Origin of the sequence: Pseudomonas sp. B21-019 (genome assembly GCF_024749225.1) — a bacterium.
Classification (GTDB): domain Bacteria; phylum Pseudomonadota; class Gammaproteobacteria; order Pseudomonadales; family Pseudomonadaceae; genus Aquipseudomonas.
In genome coordinates, this window is sequence record NZ_CP087193.1 from 4,443,921 (window position 1) to 4,460,728 (window position 16,808).

General features: G+C 59.9%; 16 protein-coding genes and 1 pseudogene. 14 read left to right on the forward strand and 3 right to left on the reverse strand.

All coding sequences use genetic code 11. The features are described from left to right. The first annotated feature begins 287 nt into the window (after positions 1 to 287). The gene (locus LOY36_RS19650; RefSeq protein ID WP_258670316.1) at positions 288 to 1,073 is read left to right on the forward strand and encodes an outer membrane protein OmpK; all 786 of its coding nucleotides are present in this window, start codon (positions 288 to 290) and stop codon (positions 1,071 to 1,073) included. 87 nt (positions 1,074 to 1,160) lie between these two features. On the opposite strand, the gene LOY36_RS19655 is transcribed toward LOY36_RS19650, so the two are convergent. Next, positions 1,161 to 2,315, reverse strand: a complete 1,155-nt coding sequence (locus tag LOY36_RS19655; RefSeq protein ID WP_258670319.1) for a patatin-like phospholipase family protein — start codon at positions 2,313 to 2,315, stop codon at positions 1,161 to 1,163. 35 nt (positions 2,316 to 2,350) lie between these two features. After that, positions 2,351 to 3,283 carry a lipid A biosynthesis lauroyl acyltransferase gene (locus tag LOY36_RS19660; RefSeq protein WP_258670322.1) on the reverse strand — a complete coding sequence of 311 codons (933 nt, stop codon included), beginning with the start codon at positions 3,281 to 3,283 and terminating at the stop codon, positions 2,351 to 2,353. Between the two features lie 118 nt (positions 3,284 to 3,401). On the opposite strand from LOY36_RS19660, the gene minC reads away from it, so the two are divergent. From minC to LOY36_RS19695, 7 genes are all read left to right on the forward strand, one after another. Further along, positions 3,402 to 4,139 carry a septum site-determining protein MinC gene (minC, locus tag LOY36_RS19665; protein WP_026331736.1) on the forward strand — a complete coding sequence of 246 codons (738 nt, stop codon included), beginning with the start codon at positions 3,402 to 3,404 and terminating at the stop codon, positions 4,137 to 4,139. Positions 4,140 to 4,340: 201 nt separating this feature from the next. Next, complete coding sequence (gene minD, locus LOY36_RS19670; protein WP_253420511.1) at positions 4,341 to 5,153, forward strand: septum site-determining protein MinD; 813 nt, start codon at positions 4,341 to 4,343, stop codon at positions 5,151 to 5,153. Beyond that, positions 5,153 to 5,407, forward strand: a complete 255-nt coding sequence (gene minE / locus LOY36_RS19675; protein ID WP_007940845.1) for a cell division topological specificity factor MinE — start codon at positions 5,153 to 5,155, stop codon at positions 5,405 to 5,407. The genes minD and minE overlap by 1 nt, the downstream gene beginning before the upstream one ends. Before the next feature lie 91 nt (positions 5,408 to 5,498). Further along, positions 5,499 to 6,134, forward strand: a complete 636-nt coding sequence (locus LOY36_RS19680; protein ID WP_018925180.1) for an RluA family pseudouridine synthase — start codon at positions 5,499 to 5,501, stop codon at positions 6,132 to 6,134. A gap of 272 nt (positions 6,135 to 6,406) precedes the next feature. Continuing rightward, a complete protein-coding gene (locus tag LOY36_RS19685) occupies positions 6,407 to 7,696 on the forward strand; it encodes a M18 family aminopeptidase (protein ID WP_258670328.1) in 1,290 nt (429 codons plus the stop codon). Between the two features lie 251 nt (positions 7,697 to 7,947). Beyond that, the gene (locus tag LOY36_RS19690; RefSeq protein WP_008005668.1) at positions 7,948 to 8,124 is read left to right on the forward strand and encodes a hypothetical protein; all 177 of its coding nucleotides are present in this window, start codon (positions 7,948 to 7,950) and stop codon (positions 8,122 to 8,124) included. Between the two features lie 77 nt (positions 8,125 to 8,201). Continuing rightward, complete coding sequence (locus tag LOY36_RS19695; protein ID WP_258670330.1) at positions 8,202 to 10,355, forward strand: mechanosensitive ion channel family protein; 2,154 nt, start codon at positions 8,202 to 8,204, stop codon at positions 10,353 to 10,355. Positions 10,356 to 10,362: 7 nt separating this feature from the next. Here the strand turns inward: LOY36_RS19695 and LOY36_RS19700 are convergent, their stop codons facing one another. Next, the gene (locus tag LOY36_RS19700; RefSeq protein ID WP_007940851.1) at positions 10,363 to 11,076 is read right to left on the reverse strand and encodes a UTRA domain-containing protein; all 714 of its coding nucleotides are present in this window, start codon (positions 11,074 to 11,076) and stop codon (positions 10,363 to 10,365) included. Between the two features lie 351 nt (positions 11,077 to 11,427). Here LOY36_RS19700 and LOY36_RS19705 point away from each other — a divergent pair, with 351 nt between their 5' ends. From LOY36_RS19705 to LOY36_RS19730, 6 genes and pseudogenes are all read left to right on the forward strand, one after another. Beyond that, the gene (locus LOY36_RS19705; RefSeq protein WP_018925177.1) at positions 11,428 to 12,495 is read left to right on the forward strand and encodes an ABC transporter substrate-binding protein; all 1,068 of its coding nucleotides are present in this window, start codon (positions 11,428 to 11,430) and stop codon (positions 12,493 to 12,495) included. Between the two features lie 134 nt (positions 12,496 to 12,629). Beyond that, positions 12,630 to 13,436, forward strand: coding sequence for an alkaline phosphatase family protein (locus LOY36_RS19710; protein WP_258670333.1), 807 nt, complete (start codon positions 12,630 to 12,632; stop codon positions 13,434 to 13,436). Positions 13,437 to 13,441: 5 nt separating this feature from the next. After that, positions 13,442 to 14,278, forward strand: coding sequence for an ABC transporter permease subunit (locus tag LOY36_RS19715; RefSeq protein ID WP_167331172.1), 837 nt, complete (start codon positions 13,442 to 13,444; stop codon positions 14,276 to 14,278). Next, complete coding sequence (locus tag LOY36_RS19720; protein ID WP_064619278.1) at positions 14,265 to 15,065, forward strand: ABC transporter permease; 801 nt, start codon at positions 14,265 to 14,267, stop codon at positions 15,063 to 15,065. Before LOY36_RS19715 ends, LOY36_RS19720 begins: the two co-directional genes overlap by 14 nt. Continuing rightward, positions 15,062 to 16,050 (forward strand): annotated as a pseudogene (locus LOY36_RS19725) (ABC transporter ATP-binding protein). The gene LOY36_RS19720 and the pseudogene LOY36_RS19725 overlap by 4 nt, the downstream one beginning before the upstream one ends. A gap of 34 nt (positions 16,051 to 16,084) precedes the next feature. Further along, on the forward strand, positions 16,085 to 16,738 hold the full coding sequence (locus tag LOY36_RS19730) for an HAD family phosphatase (protein ID WP_007936171.1): 654 nt from the start codon (positions 16,085 to 16,087) through the stop codon (positions 16,736 to 16,738). Positions 16,739 to 16,808 lie beyond the last annotated feature (70 nt).

The following is a 16,808-nucleotide window of genomic DNA, read 5'->3' on the forward strand; positions in this document are numbered from 1 at the left end:
CGCCCGAATCCGGTCTAAAAAAAAGCCCGGATTTAATTCCTGACCAGAAAGCCAACTTACCCCGGCTCTGGGCAGTATCAAGGCATTCAAAAATAACGCTCGATCGACTGTTTTCGAACAGCCGAACGGGCGTTCTTTGGCTTTTTGAAAGCCTTGGCTCAGCTCTTGCTAACAGCACCAAAGCTGACCGCATGGATGATTTTTTACAGCAGCAAGAAAAGGCGCCACACCAGAGCGCCGACCTTAGAAAAATAACGTGGAACCACCTACTTTTTGGGAGCAACCGAATGAAACGTACGTGCACCAGCCTGATGCTCGCGGGATCCTTGCTGGCCGGGGGCCAGGCCATGGCCGGCGACTTGCTGCAATGGCAGAACAACAGCCTGACCTACCTCTATGGCAAGGACTTCCAGGTCAACCCGCGCATTCAGCAAACCGTCACTTTCGAGCACGCCGATGCATGGAAATACGGCGACAACTTCGTGTTCGTCGACAAGATTTTCTACAACGGCAAGGACGACCCCGGCGTCGGTTCGAACACCTACTACGGCGAAATCAGCCCACGCTTGTCGTTTGGCAAGATCTTCGACCAGAAACTGGAGTTCGGCCCGGTCAAGGACGTGCTGCTGGCCATGACGTACGAGTTCGGTGAAGGCGATACCGAGTCTTACCTGATCGGTCCTGGTTTCGACCTGGCGATTCCTGGCTTCGACTACTTCCAGCTGAACTTCTACCAGCGTCACACCGAAGGCAGCCGCCCGGGTGACAACGTCTGGCAGATCACCCCAGTCTGGTCCTACACCATTCCGGTGGGCGATTCGAACATCCTGATCGATGGCTTCATGGACTGGGTGGTCGACAACGACCAGAACAGCAAAGGCACCTACCACGCCAACCTGCACTTCAACCCGCAGATCAAATACGACTTGGGCAAAGCGCTGAACATTGGCGAGAAGCAGTTGTATGTGGGTGTCGAGTACGACTATTGGTCGGACAAGTACGGGATCAGGGACAGCCAGTACTTCAAGACCGATCAGAGCAACACGAGCTTCCTGGTGAAGTTCCACTTCTGATTTAAAGTCAAAAGATCGCAGGCTTCGCCAGCTTCTACGGACGTGCGCATCCGGGGTAGGAGCTGCCGCAGGCTGCGATCTTTTGCTTTATGGCAACCCCAGAAACCGACACAACTCATCGCGCTTGGCCAACGCATCGCGCCGTCCCAGATCGATCAATTCGCTGCAATACCCCGCCTCGAACAGCAGATAACTCAGCACCCCCGCCCCGCTGGTCTTGGTCGCCCCCGGCCCGCGTAAAAACAGGCGCAAGGCTGCCGGCAGTTCCTGGCGATGCCGCGCGGCAATTTCATCGATTGGCTGACTCGGTGAAATCACCAACACATCCACTGGCGCCGCTCCCAATGCACGACTCGCGATGCCATCGGGCAGCAGATGGCTGAACTGGTTCAGACGCTGCAACAACTCGATGTCACTTTCCAGGCTGTCAATGAACGTACTATTGAGCAGGTGCCCACCGACTTGCGCCAGGGTCGGCTGCTGACCGGTGTAGGCACGTTGCAGTGGTTGTTGCGGATCGATCCCGCGCGGGTTGCCGCTGACGCCCACCACCAGCACGCGACTGGCGCCCAGGTGCAGCGCCGGGCTGATCGGTGCCGATTGACGCACCGCGCCATCGCCGAAATATTCTTCGCCGATCTTTACCGGTGCGAACAGCAATGGAATCGCGGAACTGGCCAGCAGATGGTCGACAGTCAGCTGGGTCGGTACGCCGATCCGCCGATGGCGCAACCAGGATTCGATGGTGCCGCCGCCCTGATAAAACGTGACGGCCTGACCGGACTCGTAGCCGAACGCTGTAACCGCTACGGCCCGCAATTGCTTTTGTGCAATCGCTTCGGCGATCCCGGGCATGTGCAGTTTGTGATTGAGCAAGCGGCGCAGCGGCGAACTGTTAAGCAGGGCCACCGGCACCGGCGAGCCAATGCCCATCAGGTTGTGACTGATAAAGCGAGTGGCCTGATGGATCACCCCCGGCCAGTCGCTACGCAACACCAGATGGCTGCGAAAACTTTGCCAGAAGGCCGTCAGACGCTCGATCGCGCCACGAAAATCCATCGCCCCACTGGCCAGGCTGACCGCATTGATCGCACCGGCCGAGGTGCCGACGATCACCGGAAACGGATTCGCCGCCCCCATTGGCAGCAGCTCGGCAATCGCCGCCAGCACGCCTACCTGATAGGCCGCGCGAGCCCCACCGCCGGAAAGAATCAACCCTGTAACCGGTTCAGCAGGACTCATTGCAACACTCCATGGTGCTTAAAGGGATCGGTGACTCAACCGCGTTTGGCGTACAGTTTCGGCTCGCCCGGTGGGCGGCTCTTGAAGCGGCGATGCGCCCAGAGATATTGCTCCGGACATTCGCGCAACGCACCTTCCACCCATTGGTTGATCCGAATGCAATCGGCCTCTTCCGTCTCGCCGGGAAAGCCTTCGAGCGGGGCATGAATCACCAGTCGATAACCGCTGCCGTCAGCCAGGCGCTCCTGGGTGAACGGCACCACCAGCGCCTTGCCCAGCCGTGCGAACTTGCTGGTGGCGGTGACGGTCGCCGCCTGAATCCCGAACAGCGGCACGAAGATACTTTGCTTGGCGCCGTAGTCCTGATCCGGTGCGTACCAGATCGCTCGCCCTGCGCGCAGCAGTTTGAGCATGCCACGCACGTCGTCGCGCTCCACCGCCAGCGAGTCGAGGTTATGCCGCTCGCGGCCACGGCGCTGGATGAAGTCGAACAGCGGATTCTTGTGTTCGCGGTACATGCCATCAATGGTGTGTTGCTGACCGAGCAACGCTGCGCCGATCTCCAGCGTGGTGAAGTGCACAGCCATCAGAATCACGCCCTTGCCTTGCGTCTGAGCCTGTTTCAAATGCTCATGGCCTTCGACATGGGCCAGTTTCGCCAGACGCTTGCGCGACCACCACCAGCTCATGGCCATCTCGAAGAAGGCGATGCCGGTGGACGCGAAGTTTTCCTTGAGCAGGCGTTTGCGCTCGGCAGCGGACTTTTCAGGGAAACACAGCTCAAGATTGCGCTTGGCAATGCGCCGTCGGTCGCCGGCCACTCGGTACATCAATGCGCCCAGGGCGCGACCAATCGCCAGCAACGCCGGATACGGCAACTGCACAATCAGCCACAACAGCCCCAGGCCACACCACAGCGGCCAGAAACGCGGAGAAAGAAATGCTGTTCGAAATCGCGGGCGTTCCATTAAAGGTTCCGGAAAGTTAATGGCCGCGCATTCTACATCGTTCGACCCGGCTTGCGGCCTGCGGGCGTTCTCGTTATAAGTCTCGGCACTTTTAGTGACAAGCCGTTGTATGCCGACCATGAGCCAAACCGAACCGCTAGACCAAGATCCCGTGTTCCAGTTGAAGGGCAGCATGCTGGCCATTACGGTGCTGGAACTGGCCCGTAACGACCTCGAGAACCTTGATCGGCAACTGGCCGCCAAGGTCGCCCAGGCGCCCAACTTCTTCAGTAACGCGCCGCTGGTACTGGCCCTGGACAAACTCCCGGCCAGCGAAGGCTCGGTCGACCTGCCGGGATTGATGCGCATCTGCCGCCAGCATGGCCTGCGCACCCTGGCGATCCGTGCCAGCCGCATCGAAGACATCGCAGCGGCCATTGCGGTCGATCTGCCAGTGCTGCCGCCGTCCGGCGCGCGGGAACGCCCGCTCGACCCGCTCGAAGGCGTCGTAGCGAAAAAACCCGAAAAACCACCGGAGCCGACCATCAAACCGACAAAAATCATCACGTCGCCAGTACGTGGTGGCCAGCAGATTTATGCCCAGGGCAGCGATCTGGTGGTGATTTCGTCGGTCAGCCCGGGGGCGGAACTTCTCGCCGACGGCAACATCCATGTATACGGCGCGATGCGCGGTCGTGTGTTGGCCGGCGTCAAAGGTGATACGAAAGCCAGGATTTTCTGTCAGCAAATGACCGCTGAACTGGTCTCCATCGCCGGTCACTACAAGGTTTCCGAGGACCTGCGCCGCGATCCATTGTGGGGCGCCGGAGTACAAGTCAGCCTGTCGGGTGACGTGTTGAACATCATTCGGCTTTAACGGATACTGCCGCATTTTCCAAGCATCTCTAAAACGTAGCGAAAACGGCTCAAACGAAGTAGGAAAAAGGCTAAAAGCAGTGTTTACCGGGGGTAGACACCGCTCAAAACCGGATTCCAGCCAAGGCTGTCCGACTGCAGTAGTTTTTCAAGAGATGTTTTTCAGGGGCTAAACGTCCTTTTTCCTTAGGGGTAAAACACCTTGGCCAAGATTCTCGTGGTTACATCCGGCAAGGGTGGTGTGGGTAAGACCACCACCAGCGCCGCTATCGGTACCGGCCTCGCTCTGCGTGGTCACAAAACAGTTATCGTCGACTTCGACGTCGGCTTGCGTAACCTCGACCTGATCATGGGTTGCGAGCGCCGCGTGGTGTATGACTTCGTCAACGTGGTAAACGGCGAAGCCAACCTGCAACAGGCCCTGATCAAAGACAAGCGCCTGGAAAACCTCTACGTGCTGGCCGCCAGTCAGACCCGCGACAAAGACGCGCTGACCCAGGAAGGCGTAGAAAAAGTCCTGATGCAGTTGAAAGAAGACTTCGAATTCGTGGTCTGCGACTCCCCGGCCGGTATCGAGAAAGGTGCCCACCTGGCCATGTACTTCGCTGATGAAGCGATCGTCGTGACCAACCCGGAAGTCTCCTCCGTACGTGACTCGGACCGCATGCTGGGCCTGCTGGCCAGCAAGTCCCGTCGCGCCGAAAACGGCGAAGACCCGATCAAGGAACACCTGCTGCTGACCCGCTACAACCCTACTCGCGTCAGCAACGGCGAAATGCTCGGCGTCGAAGACGTCAAGGAAATCCTCGCGGTGACCCTGCTGGGCGTGATTCCAGAATCGCAAGCCGTCCTCAAGGCCTCCAACCAGGGCGTGCCGGTGATTCTCGACGACCAGAGCGACGCCGGCCAGGCGTACAGCGATGCGGTCGATCGTCTGTTGGGCAAGACCGTGGACCATCGTTTCCTCGATGTCGAGAAGAAGGGATTCTTCGAGCGACTTTTTGGAGGTAGGTAATGAACCTTTTTGACTTCTTTCGTGCCAACAAAAAGCCAAGTACCGCCTCGGTAGCGAAAGAGCGTCTACAGATCATCGTGGCGCATGAACGCGGCCAACGCAGTACGCCGGACTACTTGCCAGCCTTGCAGAAGGAACTGGTGGAAGTGATCCGCAAGTACGTCAATATCGGGTCCGATGACGTGCACGTCGCTCTGGAAAACCAGGGCAGCTGCTCGATTCTGGAACTCAATATCACCCTGCCCGATCGCTGAGTCGATCCGGCGGGAGCCACGGCGGCTCAGGGCCCTTCCATGACTGGAGGGGGCCTGAGTCGCCGTTGGCGTTTGTTACGAGGCTGTTTTAATGCCGTTGTCCAACATCCGCATCATCTATCAGGACGCCGCCGTACTGGTGGTGGATAAACCGACCCTGTTGCTCTCCGTCCCCGGACGGGCCGATGACAACAAGGACTGCCTGATTACGCGCCTGCAAGAAAACGGCTACCCGGAAGCGCGAATTGTCCATCGGCTGGACTGGGAAACCTCCGGCATCATTCTGCTGGCCCGTGACCCGGACACTCATCGCGAGCTGTCTCGGCAATTTCACGACCGCGAAACCGAAAAGGCCTACACCGCCCTGTGCTGGGGACAACCGGAACTGGACAGTGGCAGCATCGACTTGCCCCTGCGCTACGATCCGCCGACCAAGCCACGGCATGTGGTGGACCACGAATTCGGCAAGCACGCCCTGACCTTCTGGCGTGTACTGGAGCGTTGTGGCGACTGGTGCCGCGTCGAGCTGACACCGATCACCGGCCGTTCTCACCAGTTGCGCGTGCACATGCTCTCCATCGGCCACCCGCTGCTGGGTGACGGGCTCTACGCCCATCCGCAAGCCCTGGCTGCCTGGCCACGCCTGTGCCTGCACGCGAGCATGCTGAGCTTCACTCATCCGCAAAGCGGCGAACGCCTGCGCTTCGAGTGCCCGGCACCGTTCTGACTGTGCCTAGGGAGCCTCTGTAGCGAGTGCGCTGTGTGGCGAGGGGGCTGTTGTGGCGAGGGAGCTTGCTCCCGCTGGAGTGCGGAGCACTCCCAAAACCAGCGACCGTATTCTGTCGGGCACACCGTGCAAGCAGGATTTGCGGCCGCTGCGCAGCCGAGCGGGAGCAAGCTCCCTCGCCACATTAAATCTCACGCGCCGCCAACATCAGGCCCGCCGCACTTTGCGCTTTCAATACGTTAAACTGGCGCCACTGCTGTCTGGAGCTTCTTATGCGCGAAGAGTTGAACCAAGGCCTGATCGACTTCCTCAAGGCCTCCCCTACCCCGTTCCATGCCACCGCCAGCCTTGTCCAGCGCCTGGAAGCGGCCGGTTTTGTGCGCCTCGACGAGCGTGAGCCGTGGGCCACCGAAGCCAATGGCCGTTACTACGTCACCCGTAACGACTCTTCGATCGTCGCGTTCAAAATGGGCCGTCATTCGCCCCTGCATGGCGGCATTCGCCTGGTCGGCGCACACACCGACAGCCCGTGCCTGCGGGTCAAACCCCAGCCGGAACTGCAACGCCAGGGCTTCTGGCAATTGGGCGTCGAAGTCTATGGCGGTGCACTGCTGGCGCCGTGGTTCGACCGTGATCTGTCGTTGGCCGGCCGCGTGACCTTCCGTCGCGATGGCAAGGTCGAGAGCCAGTTGATCGACTTCAAGGCTCCCGTTGCAATCATTCCGAACCTGGCCATTCACCTCAACCGTGAAGCCAACATGGGCTGGGCGATCAATGCCCAGACCGAGCTGCCGCCGATTCTCGCGCAATTCGCCGGTGACGAACGCGTGGACTTCCGCGCCGTGCTCACCGATCAGCTGGCCCGCGAACATGGCCTGAACGCCGATGTGGTGCTCGATTACGAGCTGAGCTTCTACGACACCCAAAGTGCTGCGGTCATCGGCCTGCATGGCGATTTCATCGCGGGCGCTCGCCTGGACAACCTGCTGTCGTGCTACGCCGGCCTGCAAGCATTGCTGACGACCGAAACCGACGAAACCTGCGTGCTGGTCTGCAACGATCACGAAGAAGTCGGTTCCTGCTCGGCCTGTGGCGCCGACGGTCCGATGCTTGAGCAAACCCTGCGTCGCCTGTTGCCCGAAGGGGATGAATTCGTACGGACCATTCAGAAATCCCTGCTGGTCTCGGCCGACAACGCCCACGGTGTACACCCGAACTACGCCGACAAGCACGACGCCAACCACGGCCCGAAACTCAACGCCGGCCCGGTAATCAAGGTCAACAGCAACCAGCGCTACGCCACCAACAGCGAAACCGCCGGGTTCTTCCGTCATTTGTGCATGGCCGAAGAAGTACCGGTGCAGAGCTTCGTGGTGCGCAGCGACATGGGCTGCGGCTCGACCATCGGCCCGATCACCGCCAGCCACCTGGGCGTGCGCACCGTGGACATCGGTTTGCCGACGTTCGCCATGCACTCGATCCGCGAGCTGTGCGGCAGTCATGACCTGGCACACCTGGTCAAAGTGCTGAGCGCGTTCTACGCCTGCCAGGAATTGCCATAACCCAGTCCCTGTGGCGAGGGGGCTTGCCCCCGTTGGGCTGCAAAGCAGCCCCAAAACCTGCCATTGCGTTCTGTCTGGCACAGCGCATGAGCCGGCACTGCGACCGCTTCGCGGTCGAACGGGGGCAAGCCCCCTCGCCACAGGAAGCTCGTTGCTCAAGCAACAGTCATACCCCATCCCTGCCACACATCACCAACGCCCGCCCGAAAGCCGCCTAGACTTGCAGTAACCCCTCCGACAAGGCTGTCACCATGATCTCGATGTCTTCGTTTCACGCCATGCTGATCCCGATTCTTTCCGGGATGATCATGCTGGCCATCGGTTTCAACTTTCGCGACAAGAACGCTGGTGTGTTCGCGATGTGGGTCGGCATGCTGATGATCCTCGCCACCGTGATCTACAAAATCCTCGCCAAACTCAACGAATAAATCCTTACGCCCGGCTCGCATTGATTTTGACGGGCTCGTACACTCGGCCGATTCGCTCATCCGAGGTTGACCGCCTAGTGTTCGCTCGTCTTTTTGCCCTGCCTTGTTTGTTCCTTGTCTGCCTGATGACGCTGCTGCCGCTGACGCCTGCCCAGGCGGTCGGCTTGCCGGGGCTGCTCAGCGGCTCGGCGAAAACCCAGCCCGAAGCGCAAGCTCCACTGGGGCAGTCGCTGGACGAAGTCATCAAGTCGCTGGAAAACGATCAGCAGCGGACCAAACTGCTGGCGGACCTGAAAAAGCTGCGCGACGTCAGCAAAAAAGCCCAACCCACCACAGAAGAAGGCGTGCTGGGCCTTATCGGCGGCACCCTGGCCAGTTTCGAAAAGCAATTTTCCGGCGCCGACAGCCCCCTCACTCGCTGGTCCGAAGAAGTCAACCTGGCCAAGGATGAACTGGTGGCACTGATGCTGCCGGCCAATGAATGGCTGCCAATCATTTTTGCCTTCGCCATGATCCTGATGGTCTGGAGCCTGCTGGCCGCCGCCCTGATCTGGCTCGGCCACCGGGTGCGCATGCGCTTCGGTCTCACCGAAGAACTGCCGCAACACCCCAAGGCCCTGGACATGCTGCGCTTTGCCTTGCGCAAACTCGGGCCGTGGATGATCGCCCTGGTCATGACGGTTTACATGACCTACGCCCTGCCCTCGTCACTGGGCAAAAGCCTGGCCATGGTGCTGGCTTATGCGCTGGTGGTCGGTACCTGTTTCTCGGCGATCTGCGTCATCGCGTTTTCCCTGCTCGATGGCCCGCATCGTCATCGCGCCCTGTACATCCTGCGGCATCAGGCCTTCCGCCCGTTGTGGCTGATCGGCAGTTTCGCCGCCTTCGGTGAAGCCCTGAACGACCCGCGCCTGATCGCCAGCCTCGGTGAGCATCTGGCCCACACGGCGGCGACGTTCGCCAATGTACTGGCGGCGATCTTCACAGGTTTTTTCATCCTGCGTTTCCGCCGGCCCATCGCGCACCTGATCCGCAACCAGCCGCTGTCCCGGCGCCTGACCCGCCGCGCCTTGAGCGACACGATCGAAATCCTCGGGACCTTTTGGTATCTGCCGGCGCTGGTGCTGGTGGGCATTTCGCTGTTCGCCACCTTCGTCTCTGCCGGCGACACCAGCACCGCGTTGCGTCAGTCGCTGATCTGCACCGTGTTGCTGGTGTTGTGCATGGTCATCAACGGGCTGGTGCGCCGTCATGCACTCAAGCCACAACGCGGCCCTAAGCGCCATGCGCTGTATTCGGATCGCCTGAAAAGCTTCTTCTACACCCTCGCCCATCTGCTGGTGTGGCTGGCGTTCATCGAGCTCGGCCTGCGGGTCTGGGGCATGTCGCTGATTCGCTTCACCGAAGGCGAAGGCCATGAAGTCAGCGTCAAACTGTTCAGCCTCGGCGGTACGCTGATTTTTGCCTGGCTGATCTGGATCCTCAGCGACACCGCCGTGCATCACGCCCTCACCCGCTCGCGCAAAGGCCTGGCCAACGCCCGCGCGCAGACGATGATGCCGCTGATCCGCAACGTGCTGTTCGTGGCGATTTTCATCATTGCGCTCATCGTCGCCCTGGCGAACATGGGCATGAACGTCACGCCGCTGCTGGCCGGCGCCGGTGTGATCGGTCTGGCCATCGGTTTCGGTGCGCAATCGCTGGTGGCCGACTTGATCACCGGGCTGTTCATCATCATCGAAGACTCCCTGGCCATCGACGACTACGTGGACGTCGGCGGCCACCTGGGCACCGTCGAAGGCCTGACCATCCGCACCGTGCGTCTGCGGGACATCGACGGCATCGTCCACACCATTCCGTTCAGTGAAATCAAAAGCATCAAGAACTACTCCCGGGAGTTCGGCTACGCGATCTTCCGGGTGGCGGTGCCCTCGAACATGGACATCGACGAGGCAATCAAGCTGATGCGCGACGTCGGCCAGAAAATGCGCACCGACCCGCTGCAACGGCGCAACATCTGGTCGCCGCTGGAGATCCAGGGGGTCGAAAGTTTCGAGTCAGGCAATGCGATTCTTCGCGCGCGCTTCAAGACCGCGCCGATCAAGCAGTGGGAAGTGTCCCGGGCGTTCAACCTGTCACTCAAGCGGCATCTGGACGAGGCCGGATTGGATCTGGCGACACCGCGCATGAGCATTCAGGTGATCACCCCCGGTGGCGAACAATCTGCGTAGGTGGGGTTCAGACCACATCCACCCCGACATGAATCGCATCATGGCGCCAAAACTCCAGGTCACAATCGATCAGCCGCTGATGCTGATCGTAGTTGACCCGGGCAATCCGCAACCCCGGGCTGCCCACCGACACCCGTAAAGCCGCCGCGGCGTCCACCGACAGCGCGGTCGGCACGATCTCGAAGCGTACCCGCCCGTAGTGCAAGTCGTAATGCCGCGCATACAGTTCGGTCATCGACTGATTCAGATCGAAGTCCAGGATCCCCGGAAAATATTGCGGGTTCAGGTAGTGCTCCACATACAGCACCAATCGCCCGTCAATCCGTCGCGAGCGGCAGATCTGGATCACGCTCGACAGCGCTGGCAGCTGCAGCCAGGCACACACCGCCGCTGACGCCGGTTGCAAACGCGCGGAAATCACCTCGGTGGACGGCACCCGCCCCTGGGCGCTGACCATCGCGTGAAAGTGGCTGCGCTGCATCAGGTTATAGGCCAGCCGCGGTGGCGACACGAACCAGCCGCGCCGCTCTTCGCGATAAATCTGGCCCTGTGCCTCCAACTGCAACAACGCCTCACGCACGGTAATCCGCGTGGTACCGAACAACTCACTGAGCTTGCGCTCGGCCGGTAACTTGCTCCCGGGCGCCAACAGCCCGTGGTCGAGCTGTTCTTGCAGAACCTGCCCGATCGCTGTCACCGCTTTGGTTGTCTCGATGCGCATCAACGTTACCTATCTGGACTAGACCAGCACTGATTCAGGGCAGAGCCGCGATTGAAACCGGGCTCCATCAATTGCCTGCAAGCCTAGGCACTGCAGATGACTGACAGATGACAAAGCCGCCGAACGGTTGCTTCAGACACCTGCAATTTCATGGCCAAGTCCCTTTCATATCAGCCCTTTAGCCATGGTCTACGCTTATCTCGCACCCCGCGTATCCGAGCGCAGGAAATTCAGGCCGACCGGTCGTCGACATCAAAATGTCATCCAGGACGCCTAAATTGGCTCAGGTATTGCTGACCTAGACCAACACAACCGCAATCGCAGCGTTGAAAACGCCCAAAGGAGCTTCGGATGAAACAGTTTTTCCTGGCATCACTGTTAGGCTCGACCATTGCCCTGTGCACTGCCGCCATGGCGGCGGATACCGATCTGAAAACACTCGAAGCCGCTGCGAAAGCGGAAGGCGCCGTCAACAGCGTCGGCATGCCCGATGACTGGGCCAACTGGAAAGGCACCTGGGAAGACCTGGCCAAGAAATACGGCCTGAAACACATCGACACCGACATGAGCTCGGCCCAGGAAATCGCCAAGTTCGCCGCCGAAAAAGACAACGCCACAGCCGACATCGGCGACGTCGGTGCCGCCTTCGGCCCGATCGCGGTCAAGCAAGGCGTGGTGCAACCTTACAAGCCGAGTACTTGGGCACAGGTTCCGGACTGGGCCAAGGACAAGGACGGTAACTGGGCACTGGCCTACACCGGCTCCATCGCGTTCATCATCAATAAAAAGCTGCTGCACGGTTCCGAAGCACCGACCAAATGGGCCGACCTCAAGAGCGGCAAGTACAAAGTCTCCATCGGTGACGTAAGCACCGCAGCCCAGGCTGCCAACGGCGTACTGGCCGCCGCCCTCGCCAATGGCGGTGACGAGAAAAACATTCAGCCGGCCCTGTTGCTGTTCGCAGATATCGCCAAGCAAGGCCGCCTGTCCATGGCCAACCCGACGATCGCCACCATGGAAAAGGGTGAAATCGAAGTCGGCGTGGTCTGGGACTTCAACGGCCTGAGCTACAAGGCCAAGATGGCGAATCCGGATGACTACACCGTGCTGATTCCATCCGATGGCTCGGTGATTTCCGGCTACACCACCATCATCAACAAATACGCCAAGCACCCGAACGCCGCCAAACTGGCCCGCGAATACATCTTCAGCGACGCTGGCCAGATCAACCTGGCAAAAGGCAACGCCCGTCCAATTCGCGCCGAGCATTTGACTCTGCCGGAAGAGGTCAAGGCCAAGCTGCTGCCTAACGAACAGTACAAAAAGGTCACGCCGATCAAAGACGCCGACGCGTGGGAAAAGACCTCCAAGTCGCTGCCGCAGAAGTGGCAGGAAGAAGTCATCATCAATATGCCGTAATAAAACAGCCGTAGGAGCTGCCACGGGCTGCGATCTTTTTTGGGGTCACTTGAGTTTCAAGTGAAAGATCAAAAGATCGCAGCCTGCGGCAGCTCCTACGACGTTCAGTTTCGATTTCGGAGTCTTCGCCCCCTATGAAGCACAACGTCATCCTTGTCGTGCTCGACGGCCTCAATTACGAAGTCGCGCGCCACGCCATGGGGCATCTGCAGGCTTACGTTGGCGCAGGACGCGCGGCACTCTACAAACTGGAATGTGCACTGCCGGCCCTGTCCCGACCACTTTACGAATGCATCCTGACCGGCGTTGCGCCGATCGACAGCGGCATCGTTCACAACAACGTCTCGCGCCTGTCCAACCAGCGCAGCATCTACCATTACGCCACCGACGCTGGTCTGAAAACCGCCGCCGCGGCCTATCACTGGGTCAGCGAGTTGTATAACCGTTCACCGTTCGTGGCTGCCCGGGACCGTCACACCGACGACCCGAAACTACCGATCCAGCACGGTCACTTCTACTGGAACGACCACTACCCGGATTCGCACCTGTTCGCCGACGCGGAAAACCTGCGCCTGCGCCATGCGCCGAACTTTCTGTTGGTCCACCCCATGAACATCGACGACGCCGGGCACAAGCACGGCCTCGACACCCCGCAATACCGCAACAGCGCCCGCTCGGCGGACGTCATCCTCGCCGACTACCTGCAAGGCTGGCTCGACGCCGGATACCAGGTGCTGGTGACCGCCGACCACGGCATGAACAACGACCGCTCGCACAACGGCCTGCTGCCTGAAGAACGCGAAGTGCCGCTGTTCGTCCTCGGCGATGCCTTCAGCTTCAGCCAAAGCGCAGCACCGAAACAAACCGAACTGTGCGGCACCGTCTGCGAACTGCTGGGCGTGCCCCACGACAAACCTGTGTGCCGGGAGCTGCTCAAGTGAATGCCATGACCCGCGGTAAATGGCTGGCCGCTCTGTGCCTGGTGCCCTTCGCAATTTTCTTCTTCGTGTTTGAGATCGCCCCGCTGCTCTGGGTGATGATCAACAGCCTGCAATCGGAAGAGTTCGGTTGGGGCCTGGCCAACTTCAGCAAAATCTTCAACTCGAAGTTCTATTTGCAGGCGATCCAGTACAGCCTTGAGATCAGTTTCTGGTCCAGCGTATTCGGCATCGTCATTGCCGTACTCGGCGCCTATTCCCTGCGCCGGGTCGACTCGAAGCTGCGCAACTTCGTGAATGCCTTCGCCAACATGACCAGCAACTTCGCCGGTGTGCCCCTGGCCTTCGCGTTCATCATCTTGCTGGGGTTCAACGGCACCTTCACCATCATGCTGAAACAGGCCGGAATCATTCAGGATTTCAACCTGTACTCGAAAACCGGGCTGATCATTCTCTACACCTACTTCCAGATTCCCCTGGGCGTGCTGTTGCTCTATCCGGCCTTCGATGCCCTGCGCGAAGACTGGCGTGAGTCTGCCGCGCTGCTCGGGGCCAATGGCTGGCAATTCTGGCGACACATCGGTCTGCCGGTGCTGACCCCGGCGCTGCTGGGCACGTTCGTGATTCTGCTGGCCAACGCCTTGGGCGCCTACGCCACGGTCTACGCGCTGACCACCGGCAACTTCAACGTGTTGCCGATCCGCATCGCGGCCATGGTGTCCGGCGACATATCCCTCGACCCGAACCTCGCCAGCGCCTTGGCCGTGGTGCTGGTGGCGTTGATGACCCTGGTGACCATCGTGCATCAGCTGCTGTTGAAGAGGAGCTACCATGTCTCGCGCTGAACTGGGGCCCGTCGGTATCTACCACCGGGTCATCGTGTATTTGCTGTTTGCCATTCTGTTATTGCCGCTGCTCGGAACCTTGATTTACTCGATCGCCAGCAGTTGGTCGGCGACGATTATGCCCAGCGGCTTTACCTTCAAGTGGTACATCCAGCTGTGGAGCGATCCGCGCTTTCTCGATGCATTCGGTCAGTCGTTGCTGGTTTGTATCGGCTCGCTGATTCTGTCGGTGGTGCTGATTCTGCCGCTGTTGTTCGTGGTGCATTACCACTTCCCGAAGCTCGATGCGCTGATGAACATCCTGATTCTGCTGCCCTTCGCGGTGCCGCCGGTGGTGTCGTCGGTGGGGCTGTTGCAGCTCTACGGTTCGGGGCCGTTCGCGATGGTGGGTACGCCGTGGATTCTGATCGGTTGCTACTTCACCGTGGCGCTGCCGTTCATGTACCGGGCGATCACCAACAACCTGCAAGCGATCAACCTGCGCGACCTGATGGACGCCGCACAACTGCTCGGCGCCAGCACTTGGCAAGCAGCCTTCCTGGTGGTGTTGCCGAACCTGCGCAAGGGGCTGATGGTAGCGTTGCTGCTGTCCTTCTCGTTCCTGTTCGGTGAGTTCGTGTTCGCCAACATCCTTGTCGGCACCCGCTACGAAACTCTGCAGGTCTACCTCAACAACATGCGTAACAGCAGCGGCCACTTCACCAGTGCGCTGGTGATTTCCTACTTCTTCTTTGTGCTGGTTCTGACCTGGGTGGCCAATATCTTGAACAAGGACAAAAGCGAATGAGCTATGTAAGCGTCCAACATCTTCAGAAAGATTACTCAGGCACCACCGTCTTCAGCGACATCAACTGCGAAATCAAAAAAGGCGAATTCGTCACCCTGCTCGGCCCGTCCGGTTGCGGCAAGTCCACGCTGCTGCGTTGCATCGCCGGCCTGACCTCGGTGGACGGCGGCCAGATTCTGCTGGAAGGTCACGACCTCGTCCCGCTGAGCCCGCAGAAACGTGGGATCGGCATGGTGTTCCAGAGTTATGCGCTGTTCCCGAACATGACCGTGGAGCAGAACGTCGCCTTCGGTTTGCGTATGCAGAAGGTCAACGCCGACGACAGCCAAAAACGCGTCGCCGAAGTGCTGAGACTGGTAGAGCTCAATGACTTCGCCGCCCGCTACCCGCATCAGCTGTCCGGTGGCCAGTGCCAGCGTGTCGCTCTCGCTCGTTCGTTGGTGACCCGGCCTCGGCTGTTGTTGCTGGATGAGCCGCTGTCGGCGCTGGATGCGCGGATTCGCAAGCACTTGCGCGAACAGATCCGTCAGATCCAGCGCGAACTCGGCCTGACCACGATCTTCGTCACTCACGATCAGGAAGAAGCCCTGACCATGTCTGACCGAATCTTCCTGATGAATCAGGGAAAGATCGTACAGAGTGGCGATGCCGAAACCCTCTACACCGCGCCCGTCGACGTGTTCGCCGCAGGCTTCATCGGCAACTACAACCTGCTGGACGCCGACAGTGCCAGCAAACTGCTGCAACGGCCGATCACCCACCGCATCGCGATTCGCCCGGAGGCCATCGAACTGAGCCTGAACGGCGAACTCGACGCGCAGGTGCGCAGCCACAGCCTGTTGGGCAACGTGATTCGCTATCGGGTGGAAGCTCGGGGGTGGAATTGGTGGTGGATGTGCTGAACCGCTCGGCGTCCGACCTGCATCCCGATGGTCAGCGCCTGGCACTTTCCATCGATCCGACAGCCCTGTGTGAGGTAGCCTGATGACCTTGCTGATGTTGAAGAGAGAACCGTACTGATGGCCCTGGCAATTTTTGATCTGGACGAAACCCTGATCCACGGCGACTGCGCCTCGCTATGGAGCGAACAGATGGCCCGCCTCGGCTGGGTCGATGGCGAATCCTTCCTGCGTCGCGACAAGGAATTGATGGATGCGTACGGCAGGGGCCACCTGGCCATGGAGGACTACATGGCCTTCAGCCTGGAGCCGCTGATCGGTCGCACGCCGCAAGAGCTCGAGCACTTGGTGGCGCCCTGGGTGGAAGACTTCATCGAACCGATCATCTTCAGCGACGCCACCAAAACCATCGCCGCCCACCGCAAGGCCGGTGACCGGATTCTGGTGATCTCGGCCTCGGGCACGCATTTGGTCAAGCCGATTGCCGACCGTCTGGGCATCGACGAGATTCTCGGCATCGAGCTGGAAGTGGCGCACGGGGTGTACAGCGGCAACACGGTGGGCACCCTGACCTACCGCGAAGGCAAAATCACCCGCTTGCTGGAATGGTTGGATGCCGAAGAGGAAAACCTTGAAGGCGCGAGTTTCTATTCCGATTCACGCAACGATTTACCACTGCTGCTGAAGGTGGATTTCCCGCATGTGGTGAATCCAGACCCAGTGTTGCTCGAACACGCCGAAAAAGCCGGCTGGCCGATCCATATCTGGAAGTAAAAGCAAAAGATCGCAGCCTTCGGCAGCTCCTACATGGAAATCGTGTACACCCGTGAATCATCGGGCGGCA

Excerpts from the sequence above, each read along its gene's own strand:
- minE (WP_007940845.1), top strand. The coding sequence starts at position 5,153 with ATGAACCTTTTTGACTTCTTTCGTGCCAACAAAAAGCCAAGTACCGCC.
- LOY36_RS19655 (WP_258670319.1), bottom strand. The coding sequence starts at position 2,315 with ATGAGTCCTGCTGAACCGGTTACAGGGTTGATTCTTTCCGGCGGTGGG.
- LOY36_RS19730 (WP_007936171.1), top strand. The coding sequence starts at position 16,085 with ATGGCCCTGGCAATTTTTGATCTGGACGAAACCCTGATCCACGGCGAC.
- LOY36_RS19700 (WP_007940851.1), bottom strand. The coding sequence starts at position 11,076 with ATGCGCATCGAGACAACCAAAGCGGTGACAGCGATCGGGCAGGTTCTG.
- LOY36_RS19680 (WP_018925180.1), top strand. The coding sequence starts at position 5,499 with ATGCCGTTGTCCAACATCCGCATCATCTATCAGGACGCCGCCGTACTG.
- LOY36_RS19660 (WP_258670322.1), bottom strand. The coding sequence starts at position 3,283 with ATGGAACGCCCGCGATTTCGAACAGCATTTCTTTCTCCGCGTTTCTGG.
- LOY36_RS19650 (WP_258670316.1), top strand. The coding sequence starts at position 288 with ATGAAACGTACGTGCACCAGCCTGATGCTCGCGGGATCCTTGCTGGCC.
- LOY36_RS19685 (WP_258670328.1), top strand. The coding sequence starts at position 6,407 with ATGCGCGAAGAGTTGAACCAAGGCCTGATCGACTTCCTCAAGGCCTCC.
- LOY36_RS19715 (WP_167331172.1), top strand. The coding sequence starts at position 13,442 with ATGACCCGCGGTAAATGGCTGGCCGCTCTGTGCCTGGTGCCCTTCGCA.
- LOY36_RS19690 (WP_008005668.1), top strand. The coding sequence starts at position 7,948 with ATGATCTCGATGTCTTCGTTTCACGCCATGCTGATCCCGATTCTTTCC.
- LOY36_RS19720 (WP_064619278.1), top strand. The coding sequence starts at position 14,265 with ATGTCTCGCGCTGAACTGGGGCCCGTCGGTATCTACCACCGGGTCATC.
- minC (WP_026331736.1), top strand. The coding sequence starts at position 3,402 with ATGAGCCAAACCGAACCGCTAGACCAAGATCCCGTGTTCCAGTTGAAG.
- LOY36_RS19705 (WP_018925177.1), top strand. The coding sequence starts at position 11,428 with ATGAAACAGTTTTTCCTGGCATCACTGTTAGGCTCGACCATTGCCCTG.
- LOY36_RS19710 (WP_258670333.1), top strand. The coding sequence starts at position 12,630 with ATGAAGCACAACGTCATCCTTGTCGTGCTCGACGGCCTCAATTACGAA.